The organism is Polaribacter litoreus, assembly GCF_054584775.1.
This window is the reverse complement of sequence record NZ_JBTLRD010000015.1, coordinates 24143-40593: the sequence shown is the minus strand read 5'-3', so window position 1 is coordinate 40593 and position 16451 is coordinate 24143. Positions and strand designations below refer to the sequence as shown.

At 30.6% G+C, this 16451-nt stretch carries 14 protein-coding genes, 1 tRNA gene and 1 pseudogene; 4 read left to right on the top strand and 12 right to left on the bottom strand.

From position 1 onward, the window contains the following. Positions 1–112 precede the first annotated feature (112 nt). The 10 genes and pseudogenes from ACW9UN_RS13375 to ACW9UN_RS13330 all read right to left on the bottom strand — a co-directional run bounded on the left by ACW9UN_RS13375 (position 113) and on the right by ACW9UN_RS13330 (position 8413). On the bottom strand, positions 113–1114 hold the full coding sequence (locus ACW9UN_RS13375; RefSeq protein ID WP_459486802.1) for a type IV toxin-antitoxin system AbiEi family antitoxin: 1002 nt from the start codon (positions 1112–1114) through the stop codon (positions 113–115). 149 nt (positions 1115–1263) lie between these two features. Further along, positions 1264–1362: pseudogene (locus tag ACW9UN_RS13370) on the bottom strand (ATPase); the annotation flags it as partial. 28 nt (positions 1363–1390) lie between these two features. Beyond that, positions 1391–2641, bottom strand: coding sequence for a type II toxin-antitoxin system HipA family toxin (locus ACW9UN_RS13365; protein ID WP_459486801.1), 1251 nt, complete (start codon positions 2639–2641; stop codon positions 1391–1393). Between the two features lie 56 nt (positions 2642–2697). After that, positions 2698–2985 (bottom strand): helix-turn-helix domain-containing protein, encoded by a 288-nt coding sequence (locus ACW9UN_RS13360; RefSeq protein WP_459486800.1) that lies wholly within the window; start codon positions 2983–2985, stop codon positions 2698–2700. 74 nt (positions 2986–3059) lie between these two features. Beyond that, positions 3060–3677 (bottom strand): ATP-binding protein, encoded by a 618-nt coding sequence (locus ACW9UN_RS13355; RefSeq protein ID WP_459486799.1) that lies wholly within the window; start codon positions 3675–3677, stop codon positions 3060–3062. 852 nt (positions 3678–4529) lie between these two features. Further along, positions 4530–5309 carry a transcriptional regulator gene (locus tag ACW9UN_RS13350; RefSeq protein ID WP_459486798.1) on the bottom strand — a complete coding sequence of 260 codons (780 nt, stop codon included), beginning with the start codon at positions 5307–5309 and terminating at the stop codon, positions 4530–4532. Next, on the bottom strand, positions 5302–5628 hold the full coding sequence (locus tag ACW9UN_RS13345) for a helix-turn-helix domain-containing protein (protein ID WP_459486797.1): 327 nt from the start codon (positions 5626–5628) through the stop codon (positions 5302–5304). Before ACW9UN_RS13345 ends, ACW9UN_RS13350 begins: the two co-directional genes overlap by 8 nt. A gap of 234 nt (positions 5629–5862) precedes the next feature. Beyond that, the gene (locus tag ACW9UN_RS13340; protein ID WP_459486796.1) at positions 5863–6621 is read right to left on the bottom strand and encodes an RteC domain-containing protein; all 759 of its coding nucleotides are present in this window, start codon (positions 6619–6621) and stop codon (positions 5863–5865) included. 176 nt (positions 6622–6797) lie between these two features. Next, the gene (locus tag ACW9UN_RS13335; protein ID WP_459486795.1) at positions 6798–8045 is read right to left on the bottom strand and encodes a site-specific integrase; all 1248 of its coding nucleotides are present in this window, start codon (positions 8043–8045) and stop codon (positions 6798–6800) included. 283 nt (positions 8046–8328) lie between these two features. Further along, a tRNA-Ser gene (locus ACW9UN_RS13330) sits at positions 8329–8413 on the bottom strand. A gap of 241 nt (positions 8414–8654) precedes the next feature. On the opposite strand from ACW9UN_RS13330, the gene aroC reads away from it, so the two are divergent. The 3 genes from aroC to ACW9UN_RS13315 all read left to right on the top strand — a co-directional run bounded on the left by aroC (position 8655) and on the right by ACW9UN_RS13315 (position 11833). Next, entirely contained in the window at positions 8655–9719 is a 1065-nt protein-coding gene (gene aroC / locus ACW9UN_RS13325) for a chorismate synthase (protein WP_459486794.1), read from the top strand. A gap of 117 nt (positions 9720–9836) precedes the next feature. Then, positions 9837–10943, top strand: coding sequence for a heparan-alpha-glucosaminide N-acetyltransferase domain-containing protein (locus tag ACW9UN_RS13320; protein WP_459486793.1), 1107 nt, complete (start codon positions 9837–9839; stop codon positions 10941–10943). A gap of 5 nt (positions 10944–10948) precedes the next feature. Then, on the top strand, positions 10949–11833 hold the full coding sequence (locus ACW9UN_RS13315) for an alpha/beta hydrolase family protein (protein ID WP_459486792.1): 885 nt from the start codon (positions 10949–10951) through the stop codon (positions 11831–11833). Between the two features lie 53 nt (positions 11834–11886). Here the strand turns inward: ACW9UN_RS13315 and ACW9UN_RS13310 are convergent, their stop codons facing one another. Continuing rightward, positions 11887–12921 carry a phytase gene (locus ACW9UN_RS13310; protein ID WP_459486791.1) on the bottom strand — a complete coding sequence of 345 codons (1035 nt, stop codon included), beginning with the start codon at positions 12919–12921 and terminating at the stop codon, positions 11887–11889. Between the two features lie 92 nt (positions 12922–13013). Continuing rightward, positions 13014–15860: a TonB-dependent receptor gene (locus ACW9UN_RS13305; protein ID WP_459486789.1), complete on the bottom strand. Its 2847-nt coding sequence runs from the start codon at positions 15858–15860 to the stop codon at positions 13014–13016. A gap of 412 nt (positions 15861–16272) precedes the next feature. Here ACW9UN_RS13305 and ACW9UN_RS13300 point away from each other — a divergent pair, with 412 nt between their 5' ends. Next, positions 16273–16410, top strand: a complete 138-nt coding sequence (locus ACW9UN_RS13300; RefSeq protein ID WP_459486788.1) for a hypothetical protein — start codon at positions 16273–16275, stop codon at positions 16408–16410. The last annotated feature ends 41 nt before the right edge of the window (positions 16411–16451 follow it).

Below are 16451 nucleotides of genomic sequence, written 5' to 3'. Positions count from 1 at the left end.
ACAATATCTCGAGCAGTTGCACCTATAACAAAAAAAGAAATTCCTGTTTTTTTTAAAATAAGTAGTTAACTCAATTAAAATGGGCTTTATTAGTGGGTGTGTAAATTTAGCACTAGATATATCTAAGCTCATTTTCTAGTATTTGTTTTGCAGTTTCAATATTTCTACCAAAACCACTGTTAATTAAATCTGCATATATTAATAATGCTGGTGCTGTTTTTTGATTTTCAGAGTCGTTCTTCCAGAATTTTTGTAAAATTTCTATTTCTCCATTTTCACTTGGTACCAGTTTTAGTGATCTGGCAACTTCAGATAAATCTAGATCTGTAAAAATTGTAAATTTTTCTGGTCGTAAATTATGTGTAAGAATTGCAGCACCTGGTTCACCACCCCATAAAATAGCGCCATCATTAATATCTGTGTTTATATTTTTCCATTGTTGTTGAAAATCTTTGTCTAGAAAACGCATTTTCTTTCTTGAAATACGAGGTTTCAACACTGAATTATATCCTACCATCCATCGTTCAAGTAGCTCGTTTTTATTTTTCAAAACACGCTTATCATCAGTTTTTAATAGGTAATTCAGCTCTTCTAATTCTGCCATTACATTACTTACAGAACCAATAGAAACGTCTGCTTTTTCTGCAATTCTTCTATATGAATATTGAAGGTGTTCTTGCGTATATAATAATTGAAATATTATTTTTAATCCAGCCTCTTGAAAAGCACGAGATTGATTTGTCTTTTCTTTTTTAGCTTTTTTTTGACCTTCTATTAAAATAATAAGTTCATTGTATTTAATAAATGCATTTCCTGCTGTATCTATATAATTTATTTCACGTTCCTTTAGTTCTTCTGTTGCTTTTTTAGAAATATATTCTGCAATTAAAATAATAGGTCTTTTACTATATAGTTTCGCCTCTTCAAGTTTAGACAAGATTAAACCTTGATTTGAAGTTCGCACAGTTTTTTTTGCTTCTACAATAAATTGCTCGTTTTTGATTCGCAATAGCGCATCATATTTTGGTCTATTACTACCTATTTCAATAGGAATATTAATCAACTTCTCTAACTTAGAGATTGCTTCATATATAAAGTCGTTGTTTCGATACATAACATAGTGTGTTCATTATTTTTAACTGTTCAGTGACAATGAACACTCAAATATACTGAACATTGTTATAATTACCTAATAAATTTTTAAACAAAAAGGTAAAAAAAGGCTTCACATCCACAAAAAGAACCAAAAGAATTTAAAAATTATTATTTCCGTTTGTCTTTGGTGTAATTTGGAAAAGCTATTAGATTAAAGGACTCTCTTAATCGACTTCTAATTCTATTGCCATAACATTGTTCTAATTCTGTGGTTTGTGGTTTGTGGTAATAAAAACTACATCTTAAATGCTTTTTGCATGAGTTGAATTTCTTTATTTGAAATGCCTATTTTTGTTGCCAATTTTTTCCAGGAAGTAACTGCAGCGAATACCTCATCTAAAATAGTATTCATTTGATTTTCACCTAAACGAAAATATATTCCTACACTTTTTGCTAAATCATAATCTAACGCATTGTTATCCATATCTATATTTAATGCTAAACCCTCTTTATCTATAGATGGGTTGAGGTCGTAGGCAGGAGAGAGTTCCCAGCCATCATTTTTAATGATGAACCCGTGATTGCGTAAATGATCATCGGTATTTGAAATGGCAATATTAAACACCATACGGCGCCACAGTTGCTCGAGATTACTTTCTATATTGCTACCATGGTTTTGAATGAACTCTGCTAACTCTAAATAGCTAGCTTGATGATCTCTTATTGTTACTTCGTTATTACCAGTCATGGTCATTGCTGATGCAAAATGAATTCTTTCGCCATTTACTCTATCAAAGCGTTTTGTAAAAAAGGTATGGTAATTACCAGTTACCTTTTGGATTTTACATTCGGACATGTGAATACCCGCTTTTAATGCCAATTGATAGGCTAGAAATTCCCAAGCAGCTTTGTCTGTGGTGTCATTTTTTGCAGGCAATTTTGCTATCCATAAATTTTTTTCGTTATCTAGAATATTAGCTTTGGGTCTGGCACCACCTAAAGAGGATCCTGGAGCCATTAAAATAGCAAGCCATTGTCTAGCTTCATCGCTTTCGGTATCATTTTCAAGGTTTTGAGCAGCATCTTGAAGCTCACGTATTGAGGACCAAGGTGGTGTTGGTGTTTGGTTGTTATTATCTAAAAATGGGCCATTTAGGTCTGTTTTAAATCTTAATGCTCCCATTCGGCTTTCATCATACACACCGAGTAAAAAGTCGATTTCATATAGTGTTTTTGCTTTTTCGCCAATTGTTGCTGCTTCTTGTGCCGCTCTTCTTTTCATTAATGTGCGTCCCCAGGTATCTGGCATACTATCTAAAAAGACACCGAAATTTTCTTTGTTATTTGGATATTGTGGACCACTATAAAACTGAATATCTGGATCTAACAACATTTGGTTTTTAGATTTGATCCATTTTTTATCATACTCAAAACTAAAGGCTTTTTTTCCTTTGGCATATAGTGCTGAAAGGATGCCTATTAATTCGGGTTCTTGCATTGGTTTCCAATGTGCGTATACGTATATGTCTAGTTTACCTGTTTTCATTCTGATACTATCCTAGAGATTGCTTTGTCGTTTCACTTCTCGCAATGATCTGTGTTTTATAATAAATCTAAATCTTGTAATTTTCTTCCAAATTCATCATCAGCTGCCAGTTTTAAGAAATCGTCTTGTAAGCCTAATACTCTTAATACATTGAAATAGGCGCCTATAGCGACGCTTGGGTTGCCTTTTTCTACTTGATATAAGGTCATTCTGACGATATCAGCTCTTTCAGCGACTTGAGTTGTTGTTAATTTACGTCGCTTTCTAGCTAATTTGATGTTTTCACCTAACTGTTCAAGAATTACCAAGTGCTTTGGAAATAGTATTTGTTTTTTCTTCCCCATAATGCAATAATGTATATATAATTATACAAATATATTAATAATGTATAAAATAATATACATTTAAAATGTTTTTTTTATATTCGTTTATCTTTTGAATTATTACTAAAGGCTATTAGATTAAAAGACTCTCTTAATCGACTTCTGATTCTATTGCCATAACAATGTTCTAGTTCTGAAGCCGACAGGTTTGTAGTGAGATGGGTTTTAGTTCTACGACTGGATTCTGGATGACTGAAAGCATCGTATCGACTTAGTAAAATTTCACCCATTACATTGCATTCGTTTCCGTAATATTTTAGATTACTTTCGGTTCCGAGATCGTCAAAACAAATGATGCCTGCTTTTTTTTGATGTAATCTTGGTTTGCTGTATTTGTGTATTACGTCGTAACCTTCTTTTATGAATTCAAAACTTACTTCTCTACAGGATTTTACATAGTATTTTTGGTCTTTTGGGACTAAGAATTTTAATAATGTCATTAATGTGGTTTTTCCACAACCTATTGGACCAGACAGCAGGATTCCTTTTTCTAAATTGATATTGCACCTTTTTACCATTTTTTGATCTTGTAAAGCGTAAGCTATCAGTTTGTAAATGATGGGTTTGTCTTCTTCGTATATTTTGAAATGATTCCCAAATAGTTGTTTTCCTTTGGATTCTAACCAGTTTGTGGTGTTTTGGTAGTTGTACATGTTCGTTGTTCGTTGTTCGTTTTTGGTTGTTGGTTTATCCTTTCATTTTTTCTTGATAGATGCTGAACTAAATTCAGCACAGACTTCACATAAGATCTAGACTTAATTTATTTTATTCTAATCTTTTTTGCATCGCCCAAAAAAGAAACAAAAAACGCTAGTCTTGAATTTTCAGCGGTCTTCTAGGTTTTCAATTACTAAATGAAATGAACTCGCTTTGCTCAAACAGCATTTCATTTTACGTAACTTTCAAACAGAAGACTACTCGCTTGCAAATTCTATGACGTTTGAGATTGTGACTTTGTTTTATGAGATTGCTTCTTGTTCATGGTTTTCTTTGTTGGGGTGATAAAATGTTTTTTTACTTCATATCATTTTGTCTTGATACTATATGAAACAAGAAATCAAGACTCACTTTTCTTTGTTTCTTATTATTCTTTTCCATTGATGAAAAAGTATTCAAAAAATCTAGGCTGCATATATTTTTAATTATTTCTCATTCTTTTTTGCATTGATCAAAAAAGAAGCAAAAAAATCTAGACTTGGATTTTACTCAGGTTGTTCGTATTTACTTTATGGACTTCGTGAATAACTTCGTTATTTCAGCGGTCTATTACGTTTTTAATGCCTAAAATAAAAGAACTAAGCTATGCTTGCTACCTTCAAAGCAAAATACATTTTGATTTTTGGTAATGCTTCAAACAGCTTTTATTTTTACAGCATTTTCAAACTATTGACGCTCGTTTACAAATCCTATGTCGGTTTTAGATTGTGATTTTGTTTGTGATATTGCTTTGGATTATAGTGTTATAAATAAACAGATTTTCACGTCGTAAACTCCTCGCAATGACATTAGAGTGGTTCTGAGTAATCTTTATCAATGGCTGTGTTGAGGTTTTGTGGTTGAATGGATGTTTTTGAATTATTATTCTGATTATATTTTAAGCTGTTGAGCATCCAGTTTTTTGCTGCTGCTTTCCAGTTTTTCATTGGGGTCTTACCTCCTACTAACCATCCATTACTGGAAAAATAGTTGTAAAATTTGTTGGCTTCGATTTCTGGAAAGTTTTGTTCTTCGAAATATTTTATTACTTCTTCTAAAACTGGTTCTTTACTTTTATTTTTTTGACGCAACTTTTTTTGTTTTGAGACCTCTTCTAAATTTTCTACATCAGTAGTTTTTGATTGCTCTTCTTTTAATTTATTTATAGTGTTTGTACTATTTGTATTGTTTATATAAGATACCTCTGCTTGTTCATTAGTTGGTAGGTTACTTGTCTGCTGCTTGTCTTGCACTTGTTTAGTATTTGATTTCTTTTTGGGCTTTAAATTTTCAGAAAAATTAAACATATACACCATACTCCCTTTATAAGGATTGTAGGATGGTTCGTATCTTAAATACCCTAGTGCATGTAAATTTTTTAAGCATTTGTGATAGGTGGCTTTTGAGCTGATTTTACTGATGCGCATTACTTCATCTCTAGAAATACTGATGGGATTTCTGAATCGGTTGCAGTTCCAGAATTGAAACAAAGCAATGTATAAGCTAATATGTGTTGGATTTAAGGTATGATCGTTGATGACTTTATCAAAGAAACCTGTTAAGTGTTTTATATAATTCATATTACTCATTTGTATTTCTGTTTACTTTGTTTTGTTCCATTACTTTTAAAATTTCTTCATAAGAGTAGAAAATGATTCCCCCTATTTTGGTATAGGTTAAGGTGCCATTGATGCGTAAGTTTTGTAAAGTGCCTGGAGAAATTCTTAATAAACTTTTTACCTCTGAAGATTTTAACCATTTTTTGGGTTGCTCTTCTTTTTTACTGGTATTGATTTCGTTGATCAGAAAATTGAGTGCATTTAACAAGTCTAATCTTGTTACTTGTTGGTGTTTTAGAATGTCTAGATTTTCGGTTTCTGGGAATAGATTTTTTAAGTTTAGATGCATATTGATTTGTTTTACATTAGAATAAATTGTTCTGCTACAAAACAACTGCAATTGTATTATTTCTATTGACAAGGTATTCGTAAGGTGGGTGTGATTTTTTACTAAAAGGTTGTAAACGACTATTGTTGTTGAATGTAAAATTTAAAATGAATGTCAGTTCAATTCTCATCGACAAAGAACACTTAGAAAAGTATCTATTTTAAATATAAAACCACAGGTATCCCAAGTTGGGTATTATAGATCTTCTTCGTCTAACTTTTGGTTGAGGTTGTCTGCTAATTTATTTAAGAATTTAGTTCTAACCGTTTTTCGCAATTTAATGTCTTGATAAATTCTATAGATATTATCTTCTAATTCGATATTGAAAATTTTTCCCAAATGAGTCGCTAATTCTTTTACATCGGTATTTCCATTATTGATGAGTCTAGCATGTTTTAGAGCATAAATCAATTCTACCAGATCTATTTTGGTGCCTGACCAGATGTAGTTTACAGGATCTCTAAAATTTGCTGCTCCTGTTTTCTGATTTATTTCATCAATCTTTCGTTCTAAATAATTTACTAGCATATCTGAGCTGATTAATTTGGCAACTTGATATTCGTGAGAAGTAGATATTTTAGAATCGAAATACAACTGCATTGGATCGTCTCTAAAAATGTCTTTATACGGTCTTCTTACAAAATATTTGTGGTCATTATATGTTGCTCTTGACCTGTAATATTCGAAAAAATCACGATCTTCTCTGGTTTTTACAGATAGTTTATTTATGGCTTTTATGTAGTGTTTCCTTTTTGCTTTTTTACCAGGAGGCAATGTTGATTCAATTTTTAAAACATTTTGATAAAACAATATTTTAGAAATTAAGGAAGGTTTTAATTCTTTAAAAAAATAGATCTCCTCTTTTTGACATTCAAAAGAATAATTCTTTACCCATTTATTGAGCTTTTTTAACTTCTTTTCTAAAAATGAAATGATTTTTTTGACACCTAACAATAGTGTTGGATTCAGAACTTTTGAGTGATACAAAGTCCCGCTCCAATTCTTGAAAGAATGGTGTGCAAAAAGAATTCATAGCAATTAAAATGAGTTATTTTGAGGACTACAAAATAATTCAAAATGTATAAATTCTATGAATTGATACCCTTAAAAAGTTATTAACAGGCTCTAAACTAGCCTATACCTTGACTTTTTGTTAAGGTGTGATTTTTACTTAATTTTTGTTTTAAAATCTGCATATCGTGACTCACTTTTTTGTCTAATACTTTTGCATAGTGTTGTGTAGTTCTTAGATTTTTGTGCCCTAACATTTTACTTACACTTTCTATGGGTACACCATTAGAGAGTGTTACTGTTGTAGCAAAAGTATGGCGTGCAATATGAAACGTAAGGTCTTTGTTGATTTCACAGATTACCGCAATTTCTTTTAAATAGGCATTCATTTTTTGATTGCTAAAAATAGGTAGAAGTGCATTATTTGCAATGCATTTTGGATGGTCTTTGTATTTGTCTATGATGATTTGGGTAACTGGTAATATTGGAATTTTAGATGCTGATTCAGTTTTTTGACGATGGGTGAATATCCATTTATCACCATCAATTCCGATATTAATATGTGATTGAGTTAAGTTCTTTACATCTATATATGCTAAGCCAGTATAACAACTGAATAAGAAAATATCTCTTACTAATGACAAGCGCTCTGATGCAAACTCTTTTTCCATTAGTTTTTGAATTTCAACTTCAGTTAAATATACACGTTCTACTTGCCTAATTTTAGATTTGTAGTTACTGAATGGGTTTCTATCTATCCAATCATTAGCTAAACAGATTTTTATAATCTTGTTAAAGTTCTTGATGTATTTTACTGCTGTGTTGTTACTACAATTTCTAACTGATCGTAAATAAAATTCGTAATCTGTTATAAAGGCATGATCTATTTTTAGAATATCGATATCTGATACTTTATACTTCCATTCTAAAAACTCTTTGGTGTGCTTTAATGAGGTTTTATATCTTTCTAATGTTCCTGGTGCATATTCTTTACCGACTAATTCTTTTATTCTTTTGTTATGATCTTCGAAAATTGGAATTAAGGTTCTTTGTTTTGTTTCTTCTCCTAATATTTTGCTTTTAAACAATTTTGTTGAGAATGGAATTTTTGCATGAATGAATTCCATTTGAATATCAATAATCTTGGTTTTTAAAATGTCAAGATGCCTATTTATTGAACGAGCTTCTGCAGAATGTCCTTTTACCTTGCCACCAGCCGTGGACCATTTTTCGGGTTGTACAAATCTACCTGTGCTAAATTCGATTCGTCTTCCATTGACTGTAATGCGTGTGTAGATGGTACAAAGCCCTTTACTGTTTACTTTTGATTTCTTTGCATAAAATAAAATTGCTGTTTTTGTTTTCATTTTTGGTAACCTTTAAAAATTCATATTAAAATTATAGTGACACCGAATTCAAAACAAGATGTACTTTTTTTGAACAGGTTTTAGTCAAGTTTTAATTTTGAAACCCTTGATATCAAAGGGATCCAGAGAAATTCGGTGTCACTTATTTTTGTGATTTGCAAGTGACACCGAATGGGTCTCGATTTTTATAAGATTTAATGAATTTTATGTGTTTTCCGAAAAAGAAAAAGCCCTTTAAAACCTAGATTTTAAAGGGTTTTGATGATTTTTGAAAATCTATCAGCGGAGAAAGAGGGATTCGAACCCCCGGACCTGTTACAGTCAACAGTTTTCAAGACTGCCGCATTCGACCACTCTGCCATTTCTCCAAGTGTCTCATCAGGTATTTCCTGAATGCGGATGCAAATATAGAAAGCTTTTTTATTTTGTGAAACAAAAAAACGAATAATTTTTATTTTTTTTGAATATCTTAAAATTATAATTTTATCTTACTAAAAATCAGCTATTAAAGATATTTAATAGATTTTAGAAATCATTATAATACTTTTTGCTTACAAAAAACTATAGCGTACTTTCATTATATTTGTATCAAAATTATAATTTTTAATTATGTCATTTAATTCTTTTGGAAATTTATTAAAAGTAACAACTTACGGAGAATCGCACGGAACTGCAATTGGTGGTGTAATAGATGGTTTTCCTGCGGGTTTAGAAGTTAATTTCGAAGCAATACAAGAAGAACTAAATAGACGTAAACCAGGGCAATCTAAAATTGTTACCCAACGTAAAGAACCGGATACTGTAGAGTTTTTATCTGGTATTTTTGAAGGTAAAACCACAGGAACTTCTATTGGTTTTGTAATTAAAAACACTAACCAAAAAAGTAAAGATTATAATCATAATACAAATGTATACAGACCTTCTCATGCAGATTATACTTACGATCAGAAATATGGTTTAAGAGATTATAGAGGTGGTGGAAGAAGTTCTGCTCGCGAAACTGCAAACTGGGTTGTGGCTGGAGCATTAGCTAAACAATTGGTGGCTAACATCAAAATAAATGCTTTTACATCTTCTGTAGGTGATATTTTTATGGAAAAACCATATCAAGAGGTAGATTTTTCTAAAACAGAAAGTAATATTGTTCGTTGTCCTGATGAAGTATCCGCAGAAAAAATGATTGACAAAATTAAAGAAATCAGAAAAGCTGGAGATACTATTGGAGGTACCATTACTTGCGTGGCTCAAAATGTGCCTGTTGGTTTGGGTGAACCTATTTTTCATAAACTTCATGCTCAATTAGGTGGTGCAATGTTATCTATAAATGCAGTAAAAGGTTTCGAATTTGGTAGCGGATTTTGTGGTGCAAAAATGAAAGGTACTGAACATAATGATGTTTTTAATGCTGATGGTTCTACTAAAACCAACTTGTCTGGTGGAATTCAAGGTGGAATTTCTAATGGAATGGACATCTATTTTAGAGTTGCTTTTAAACCTGTAGCCACAATAATGAGCAGTCAACAAACAATTAATTCTGAAAATGAAGTTACAGAAATTACAGGAAAAGGAAGACATGATCCTTGTGTTGTACCAAGAGCTGTACCCATTGTAGAAGCTTTAACAGCTTTGGTTTTGGCTGATTTTATGTTGCTAAATAGAACTAGAACAGTTTAATATATTTGATCAGTATTTTTTATTTTTTTTTCTTTTTTACAATTACAATCAAATTCATTTACTTCTTTTGGTCATTTCTTAAATATATGTTTACTTTTAGAGTCTATTTTTTAAATATTGAACTCTAATAGACTTTATTTTATTGATATTGTGCGTGCTTTTGCCATTTTAATGATGTTGCAAGGGCATTTTATTGATACGCTTCTAGACCCTATTTATAGAGATAAAACTTACATACTTTATAAAGTATGGTCATATTTTCGTGGAATTACAGCCCCCACTTTTTTTACCATTTCTGGTTTAATTTTTACGTTTCTATTATTAAAAGCCAAAGCGAAAGGCAACGAAAAATTGAGAATTAGAAAAGGCATCATTAGAGGTTTATTTTTAATCTTTGTTGGTTATTTAATAAGAGTTCCTGTTTTTCAATGGTTTACAGGTAGCTTTAACACTTATTTTTTAGTGGTAGATGTTCTACAGTGTATTGGTTTAAGCTTAATTATTGTTATAGGTCTGTATGTTTTATCAGCAAAAAATCTTCAAATTTTTTCTTTATTAACTATCATTACTGGAGTACTTATTTTTATTACTGAACCTTTATATCGCGAACTTACTTTTTATAATCTACCACTTGTATTAAGCAATTATATTTCTAAAAGTAATGGATCTATTTTTACAATAATCCCTTGGTTTGGTTATGTTTCTTTTGGTGCATTTTTGGCAACTTTATTCCATAAAAATTTAGATAAAAAGCAGTTTAAGTTAAAAATAATCGTTGGTTTTCTAATCGCTGGGTTCCTCTTAATTTTTTACTCTTCATTTATCTTAAGTGAAATTGCCAAATTTACCAACATAAAATTATTTTTAGATGCTGCATATTTTAACTATTTATTTACAAGATTAGGTAATGTTTTTTTGTATTTTGCTTTCTTCTATGGATTTGAAACCTACTTAAAAGTACCTCTAATTTTAAAAATAGGACAAAAAACGTTGTCTATTTACGTTATTCATTTTATTATTATTTATGGAAGCTTTACAGGAATTGGCTTAAAATTAATAGGCAAAACCTTATCTCCTCTACAAGCTGTTTTTGGTGCTATTGCCTTTATGGCTTCTGTATGTATTATCTCTTTTTACTATGTAAGAACGAATGCATTTTTATACAAGCATTTAAGAAATTTTTATTTTAACCTAAAAACAAAGTACTTACAAAAAAGACTTTAACTTTTATGAAATCAATATTCGTAGTCACTTTTCTTTTTTTTATCAGTAGTTTACATGCCCAAGAAATATATTTTGATAGTATTTCTAAAGTTAAAAAAAGAACCTACAAATACAAGAAAATTGATGGTAAAAAGCTAAAACTAGATTTTTACAGCCCCAAAAACATCAAAACGGAGTATCCACTGATTGTATATGTACACGGAGGTGGTTTTTCTGGAGGAAAACGAAATGAATATTACATTAAAGATTTTGCAAATTTTCTAACACAAAGAGGTTATGCTTTTGCCTCAATATCTTATCGTTTAACAATGAAAAGTAAAGGTTTTGGTTGTTTTACTAATGCTTATGATAAAATAAACGCCTTTAATATGGCATCAAAAGACATCAGTTTTGCATTGCAGTATCTCTTTAAAAAGAAAAGAAGATTTAACATAAATAAAAATAAAATAATTCTTGTGGGTTCTAGTGCTGGTGCAGAAGCTATTTTACATTTAAGTTATGTGTATGAGAATACCATTTTACCTAAAAATTTTCGATTTGCAGGAATGATTAGTATGGCTGGTGCTATAATTTCGATAGATAATATCAACTTAAAAACAGCAATTCCTACACAACTTTTTCATGGAACTTCAGACAAATTAGTACCTTTTGATGCTGCTCCTCATCATTATTGTTCTAAAAATGATGTTGGGTATTTGCCTCTTTTTGGGTCTCAAACTATTGCAAATCAACTAAAATTAATCAACAAATCTTATTATTTATACGCTGTTAAAAACGGTGATCATAGTTGGAATTCAAGACCTATGTATCAATGTAGAACTGAGATTTTAGATTTTTTATATTATGATGTTTTAAAACAAAATAATAGACAAACTGAAATCTACAAATAAAAAAAGGCTGTCTAAATTAGAAGACAACCTCTTTTTGCTAGGGATAAAATTTTCTATTTCAATATTCTATCTAAATCATAAAAGTAAAATTGTTTGGTATCATTCATAGCAACAAACAAACCACTTTTAAAGGTTTTATTTAATGGCACTGTTACCACTTCACAACCATCTGTGCTAATTGTTGTTAAATTTACGGCCTTTATAAATTCGTTGGTTTTTCTGTTAAAAATATTAAACTGTCCTCTTTGCTGATCTGAAACAATAAGAAAACCTTGTTTGTTTTTCATTTTTGCAATGGCAATTCCTTCAATATCTTCTAAAAATTTATCACCTCCAAAACAAGAAATCTCTTTACTACCTTTTGATGGTTCTGCGTAATATTTTCGAATACAATGCATTTCATCAGCATAATAAACAAAACCCATTTCTTCGTCTACAGCAATTGCTTCTATTTCTTTCTTTTGGCTAAACTGTCCGAATTTTCTAACCAATTTTGCTGTAACTTTGCTTTCTTTTGGTTCAAGTTTATACTGATATAAATAGCCATTTTGTGGCCCAGTTTTTCTACCAACAATGGCATATAATGAACTATCTATTGGCGATTTGTACAGGGCAATACCCATAGGTAGTTTTAGGTTGATATCAGTTTCATCTTCAAAAACTTTAAAACCACCATTGTCTAAAGGTTGCATATCTGGAATGGAAAAAACTCGAATTTGTTGTTGCTCTCTTTCTGTAAACGCTAAAACATCAACCTGAGTAGAATCGTTGAGTTGAAACCCATAAATTAAATCAACATTATTGGGTCTTTTTATATTTCTGATGGTTTTTTCTTCAATAATTTTACCTTGCAAATCAAAAGCATAAATAGCACCATTGGTTTCTTTATCCGTTCCAAAAACAATGCTTTTTTCGGGGTCTTTGGGGTGTATCCAAATTGCAGGATCGTCTGTATCGTTAATTGTTTTTTCTGTAATTACATCTGGTGTAATTGGAGGTAGTTTACTTGTTTTTGCACAAGAAAAAAACAACAAGCTGCCCACAACTAGAGCAGCATTGTTGATGAATTTTATTGGATTTGAAATCATATTTATATTTATTTTATTCTAACTTATCAGAAAAATTCTAAAGACTAACAAATTGAAGATTTCTTGATTTTGTTCAAAAAATAAAAACCAATTTACTTACCAAACAAATCATATTTTAATCCTAATTGTATTCTTTGTCCATAGTATTCCATCTGCATTGTTCTGTTAGCTTCACCTTGATAATATCGTAAAGGTTGATCTGTAATATTGGTTACATCAGCATAAATACGTAAATTTTTGTTGATGGCATAAGTAGCATTGAAATCTAAAAACAATTGTTCATCATAATAACGATCTTCGAAAGCATTTCCACCAATTTCATCAATATAAGCATCAGAAAAGTTTACAGAAACTCTTGCAGAGAATTTTTTATCTGTATAAGCCAACGAAGCATTAAACATATTTGGTGCTGTGTTTGGTAAATCTAAATCGGTACGCTCATCTCCATCTTCGTTTCTAATTCCGTTTGCATCAGAAGTTAAAAAGGTATAATTTGCATATACACTAAAGTTTTTTAAGAATGATGGTAAAAAGTCTAATTGTTTTTGAAATGCAACTTCTGCTCCAAAAATAGAAGCATCATCGCCATTTAAAGGCTGAAAAACTTCAAAACCAGTACTGTTTGCACCAAATTCATCAGAAGTAGTTTCTCTTTGAAAGGTATAGATAAAATTATTAATTCTTTTGTAGAATATACCACCTGATAAAATTCCTACATTTTTAAAATAGGTTTCTGCCATAAAATCGAAATTCATAGATGTTGTTGGTTCTAATTCAGGATTTCCTAAAAAAACCTCTTCATCACTTTCTATAATATCAGAAAAAGGAGTAATATCTACATAATTTGGTCTTGCCAATGTATTTGTCCAAGCAAAACGCAATACAGTGTTATCTGTTGCATTGTATTTAAAATGAATACCTGGTAATACATTTGTATAACTGTTTTCTGATGTTGACGTTCCTTGTAAATCATCTTCATCTAAAATTTGGTTACCAGTTGCAGACAAGCTAGTGTGCTCTAATCGAAGTCCTAATAAAACACCAAGCTTTTCTGTTATCTGCTGATTGGTCATTACATAACCTGCCCAAACATCTTCTGTAACGTTAAAATTGTCTCTTAAAAATTCGTCATCAACAGATTCTCCACCTGTTAAATCTAAACCACCTAACCAAGTTTCATCTGGAAATAAACCTGCATTATATCTACTGCCCGCTAAAAAATCGGCATCAGTATAATCTTTTGTAGGGATAGCTGCCATAGTAGCAAAACTACTTTCTAAATCGAACTCGAAAAAGTTATTGTCTCTTAATTTTTCTTTAAAACGACCTCTAGCACCAAATTTTATAAAACCTTCCCCTTTACAAAACCAATTGGATGGCATTTGAAAGTTGACAAAAAAGTTGATATCTTTTTCATCTGTGTATTGATTTTCATTAGTGATTTCATCAAACTCAAAAGAAGATACATCATTAAAATCTGATGAATTTACGGCTGTAAAAAAAGGAAACTCAGTATTGTTATTGTTATTAATAATACTGTATTCTGTAGCAAAAACGGCATAACGCTCATCTAAACGTTCTTCTGATGCTTTTGCATAAGATGCCAACCAATCAATTTTGAATTTTCCTGTTAAGTGCTTACCCCCCAAAGTATAATTTTGCATTCTTTGGTCTTCTAAACGTCTGTTTTGGTTTCTATCATTGTCTATACCTCCTTTAGTTTCTCTTTTTACTTCTACTGGAAAACGAATTGGTAAATTATTATCTAATGCAAAATCATTTTCTGCAATATCTTCTGCATCTAAAATTCCGTGTTCTAACACAAAACGATTCTCACGATCATCTCTCCAGTTATACATCGATTTTAAATAAATGGTATTGTTTGCATTAAATTCGTAATCGAAATTTGCAGAAAAACTTCTACGTACACGTTGCACTAAATAGGTTCTTTCTTCTAGCACATTGGTGTACGGATTTACATCTAATTCAACTTCATCTCCGTTTGTGTTTGTATATGCAAATTGATTTGCCCATTCTGCCTCTACATTATCCGAACCAAAATCATTATCATTTACAGTTGCAGATAACATCCAACCAAATTTCTTGTTTTTAGAACGATTACCCACTAAAAAAGAACCATTTAAAATTCTTTTGTCTGTAATTGTATTGATTCCAGAACCTGCTGTAGCAGATAATCTAAAATTTTGTGGGGCAGTTCTGGTTACTAAATTTACAGAACCTCCAATGGCATCTGCATCCATATCTGGAGTTACAGCTTTGTTTACTTGAATAGACTGAATCATATCTGATGGAATTAAATCCATTTGAATGTTTCTGTTATCGCCTTCAGCAGACGGAATTCTGCTACCATTTAATGTTACCGAATTTAATTGAGGAGACAAACCTCTTACAATTATATTACGAGCTTCACCTTGGTCTACTTGCATAGTGATACCAGAAATACGCTTCATGGCATCTCCTATATTTACATCAGGAAACTTACCAATTTGGTCTGTTGCCACAACATTAGTGATATTGATGTTACTTTTTTGTGTATTTAATGCCTTTGCTTGACCACTTAAGCCGGTTCTAATTTGTATTTCTTCTAACTCAAAGCTAGCATCATTTAAAGTATAATTTACTTTTAACGTTTTATTTGCTAAGATTTCGATTTCTTTAATAACATCTTTATACCCTATATAAGATATTTTTAGTTGATGTTTACCAGACGGAATTCCGATAATGGTAAACTTACCGTCAAAGTCTGATGTTGTTCCTTTTTGTAAATCTACAACAAGAATATTGGCACCTGGCACATATAACCCTTGATTATCGGTTAAAACTCCGGTTAAATTTCCTGTTTGCGCTTTGCTTTGAAAAGCTAAAAACGACAGGCACAATGTTAGTAATGTAATTTTAAGATGTGTAGTTGATTTCATTTTTAAATTGAATTTCTTGAGCCGTAAAATTACTTTATAGCAACAATGAAGTACATTACGCAAATGAAAACAAAAGGCTAAATTTTTAGGTTTTTAAACTTGGTTTTAACAATAATTTTAAATGAAGTTTACATTTTTTTTAATCGTTTTAATTTTTCTTTTTATTACAATACAAGGGTACTATTTGAAAAGTACATGTAGGTGTGTCATTTTAAGCGAGGTAGAGAATTTATATATGATTATAAAAATTAAAAATTTCCAACTACGTTAAACTTCGTTGGTAATGACACTATCAACTAAAAAAGAATAACTATAAACTGTATCATTCGGTTCTTAAAAAAACCACTTGTAACTCTGCTGTAACTTCTACTTCTTACTTTTGAATAAAAATGAACCAGTAAACGAATTAAAAATGAAAAACATAACAGCTAAAAACATAAAAAAACAAGCCTTACAAATCAATAAAAAAGCATTAAAAACAACAGAAAAAACAGTTTTATGTTCTTTTAATAAAATAGAAAAAGTTCAAAACAAAACAGACAAACTTTAAAAAAAAGGATTTCAATTTTCTGAAAAACAACAAGATAAATT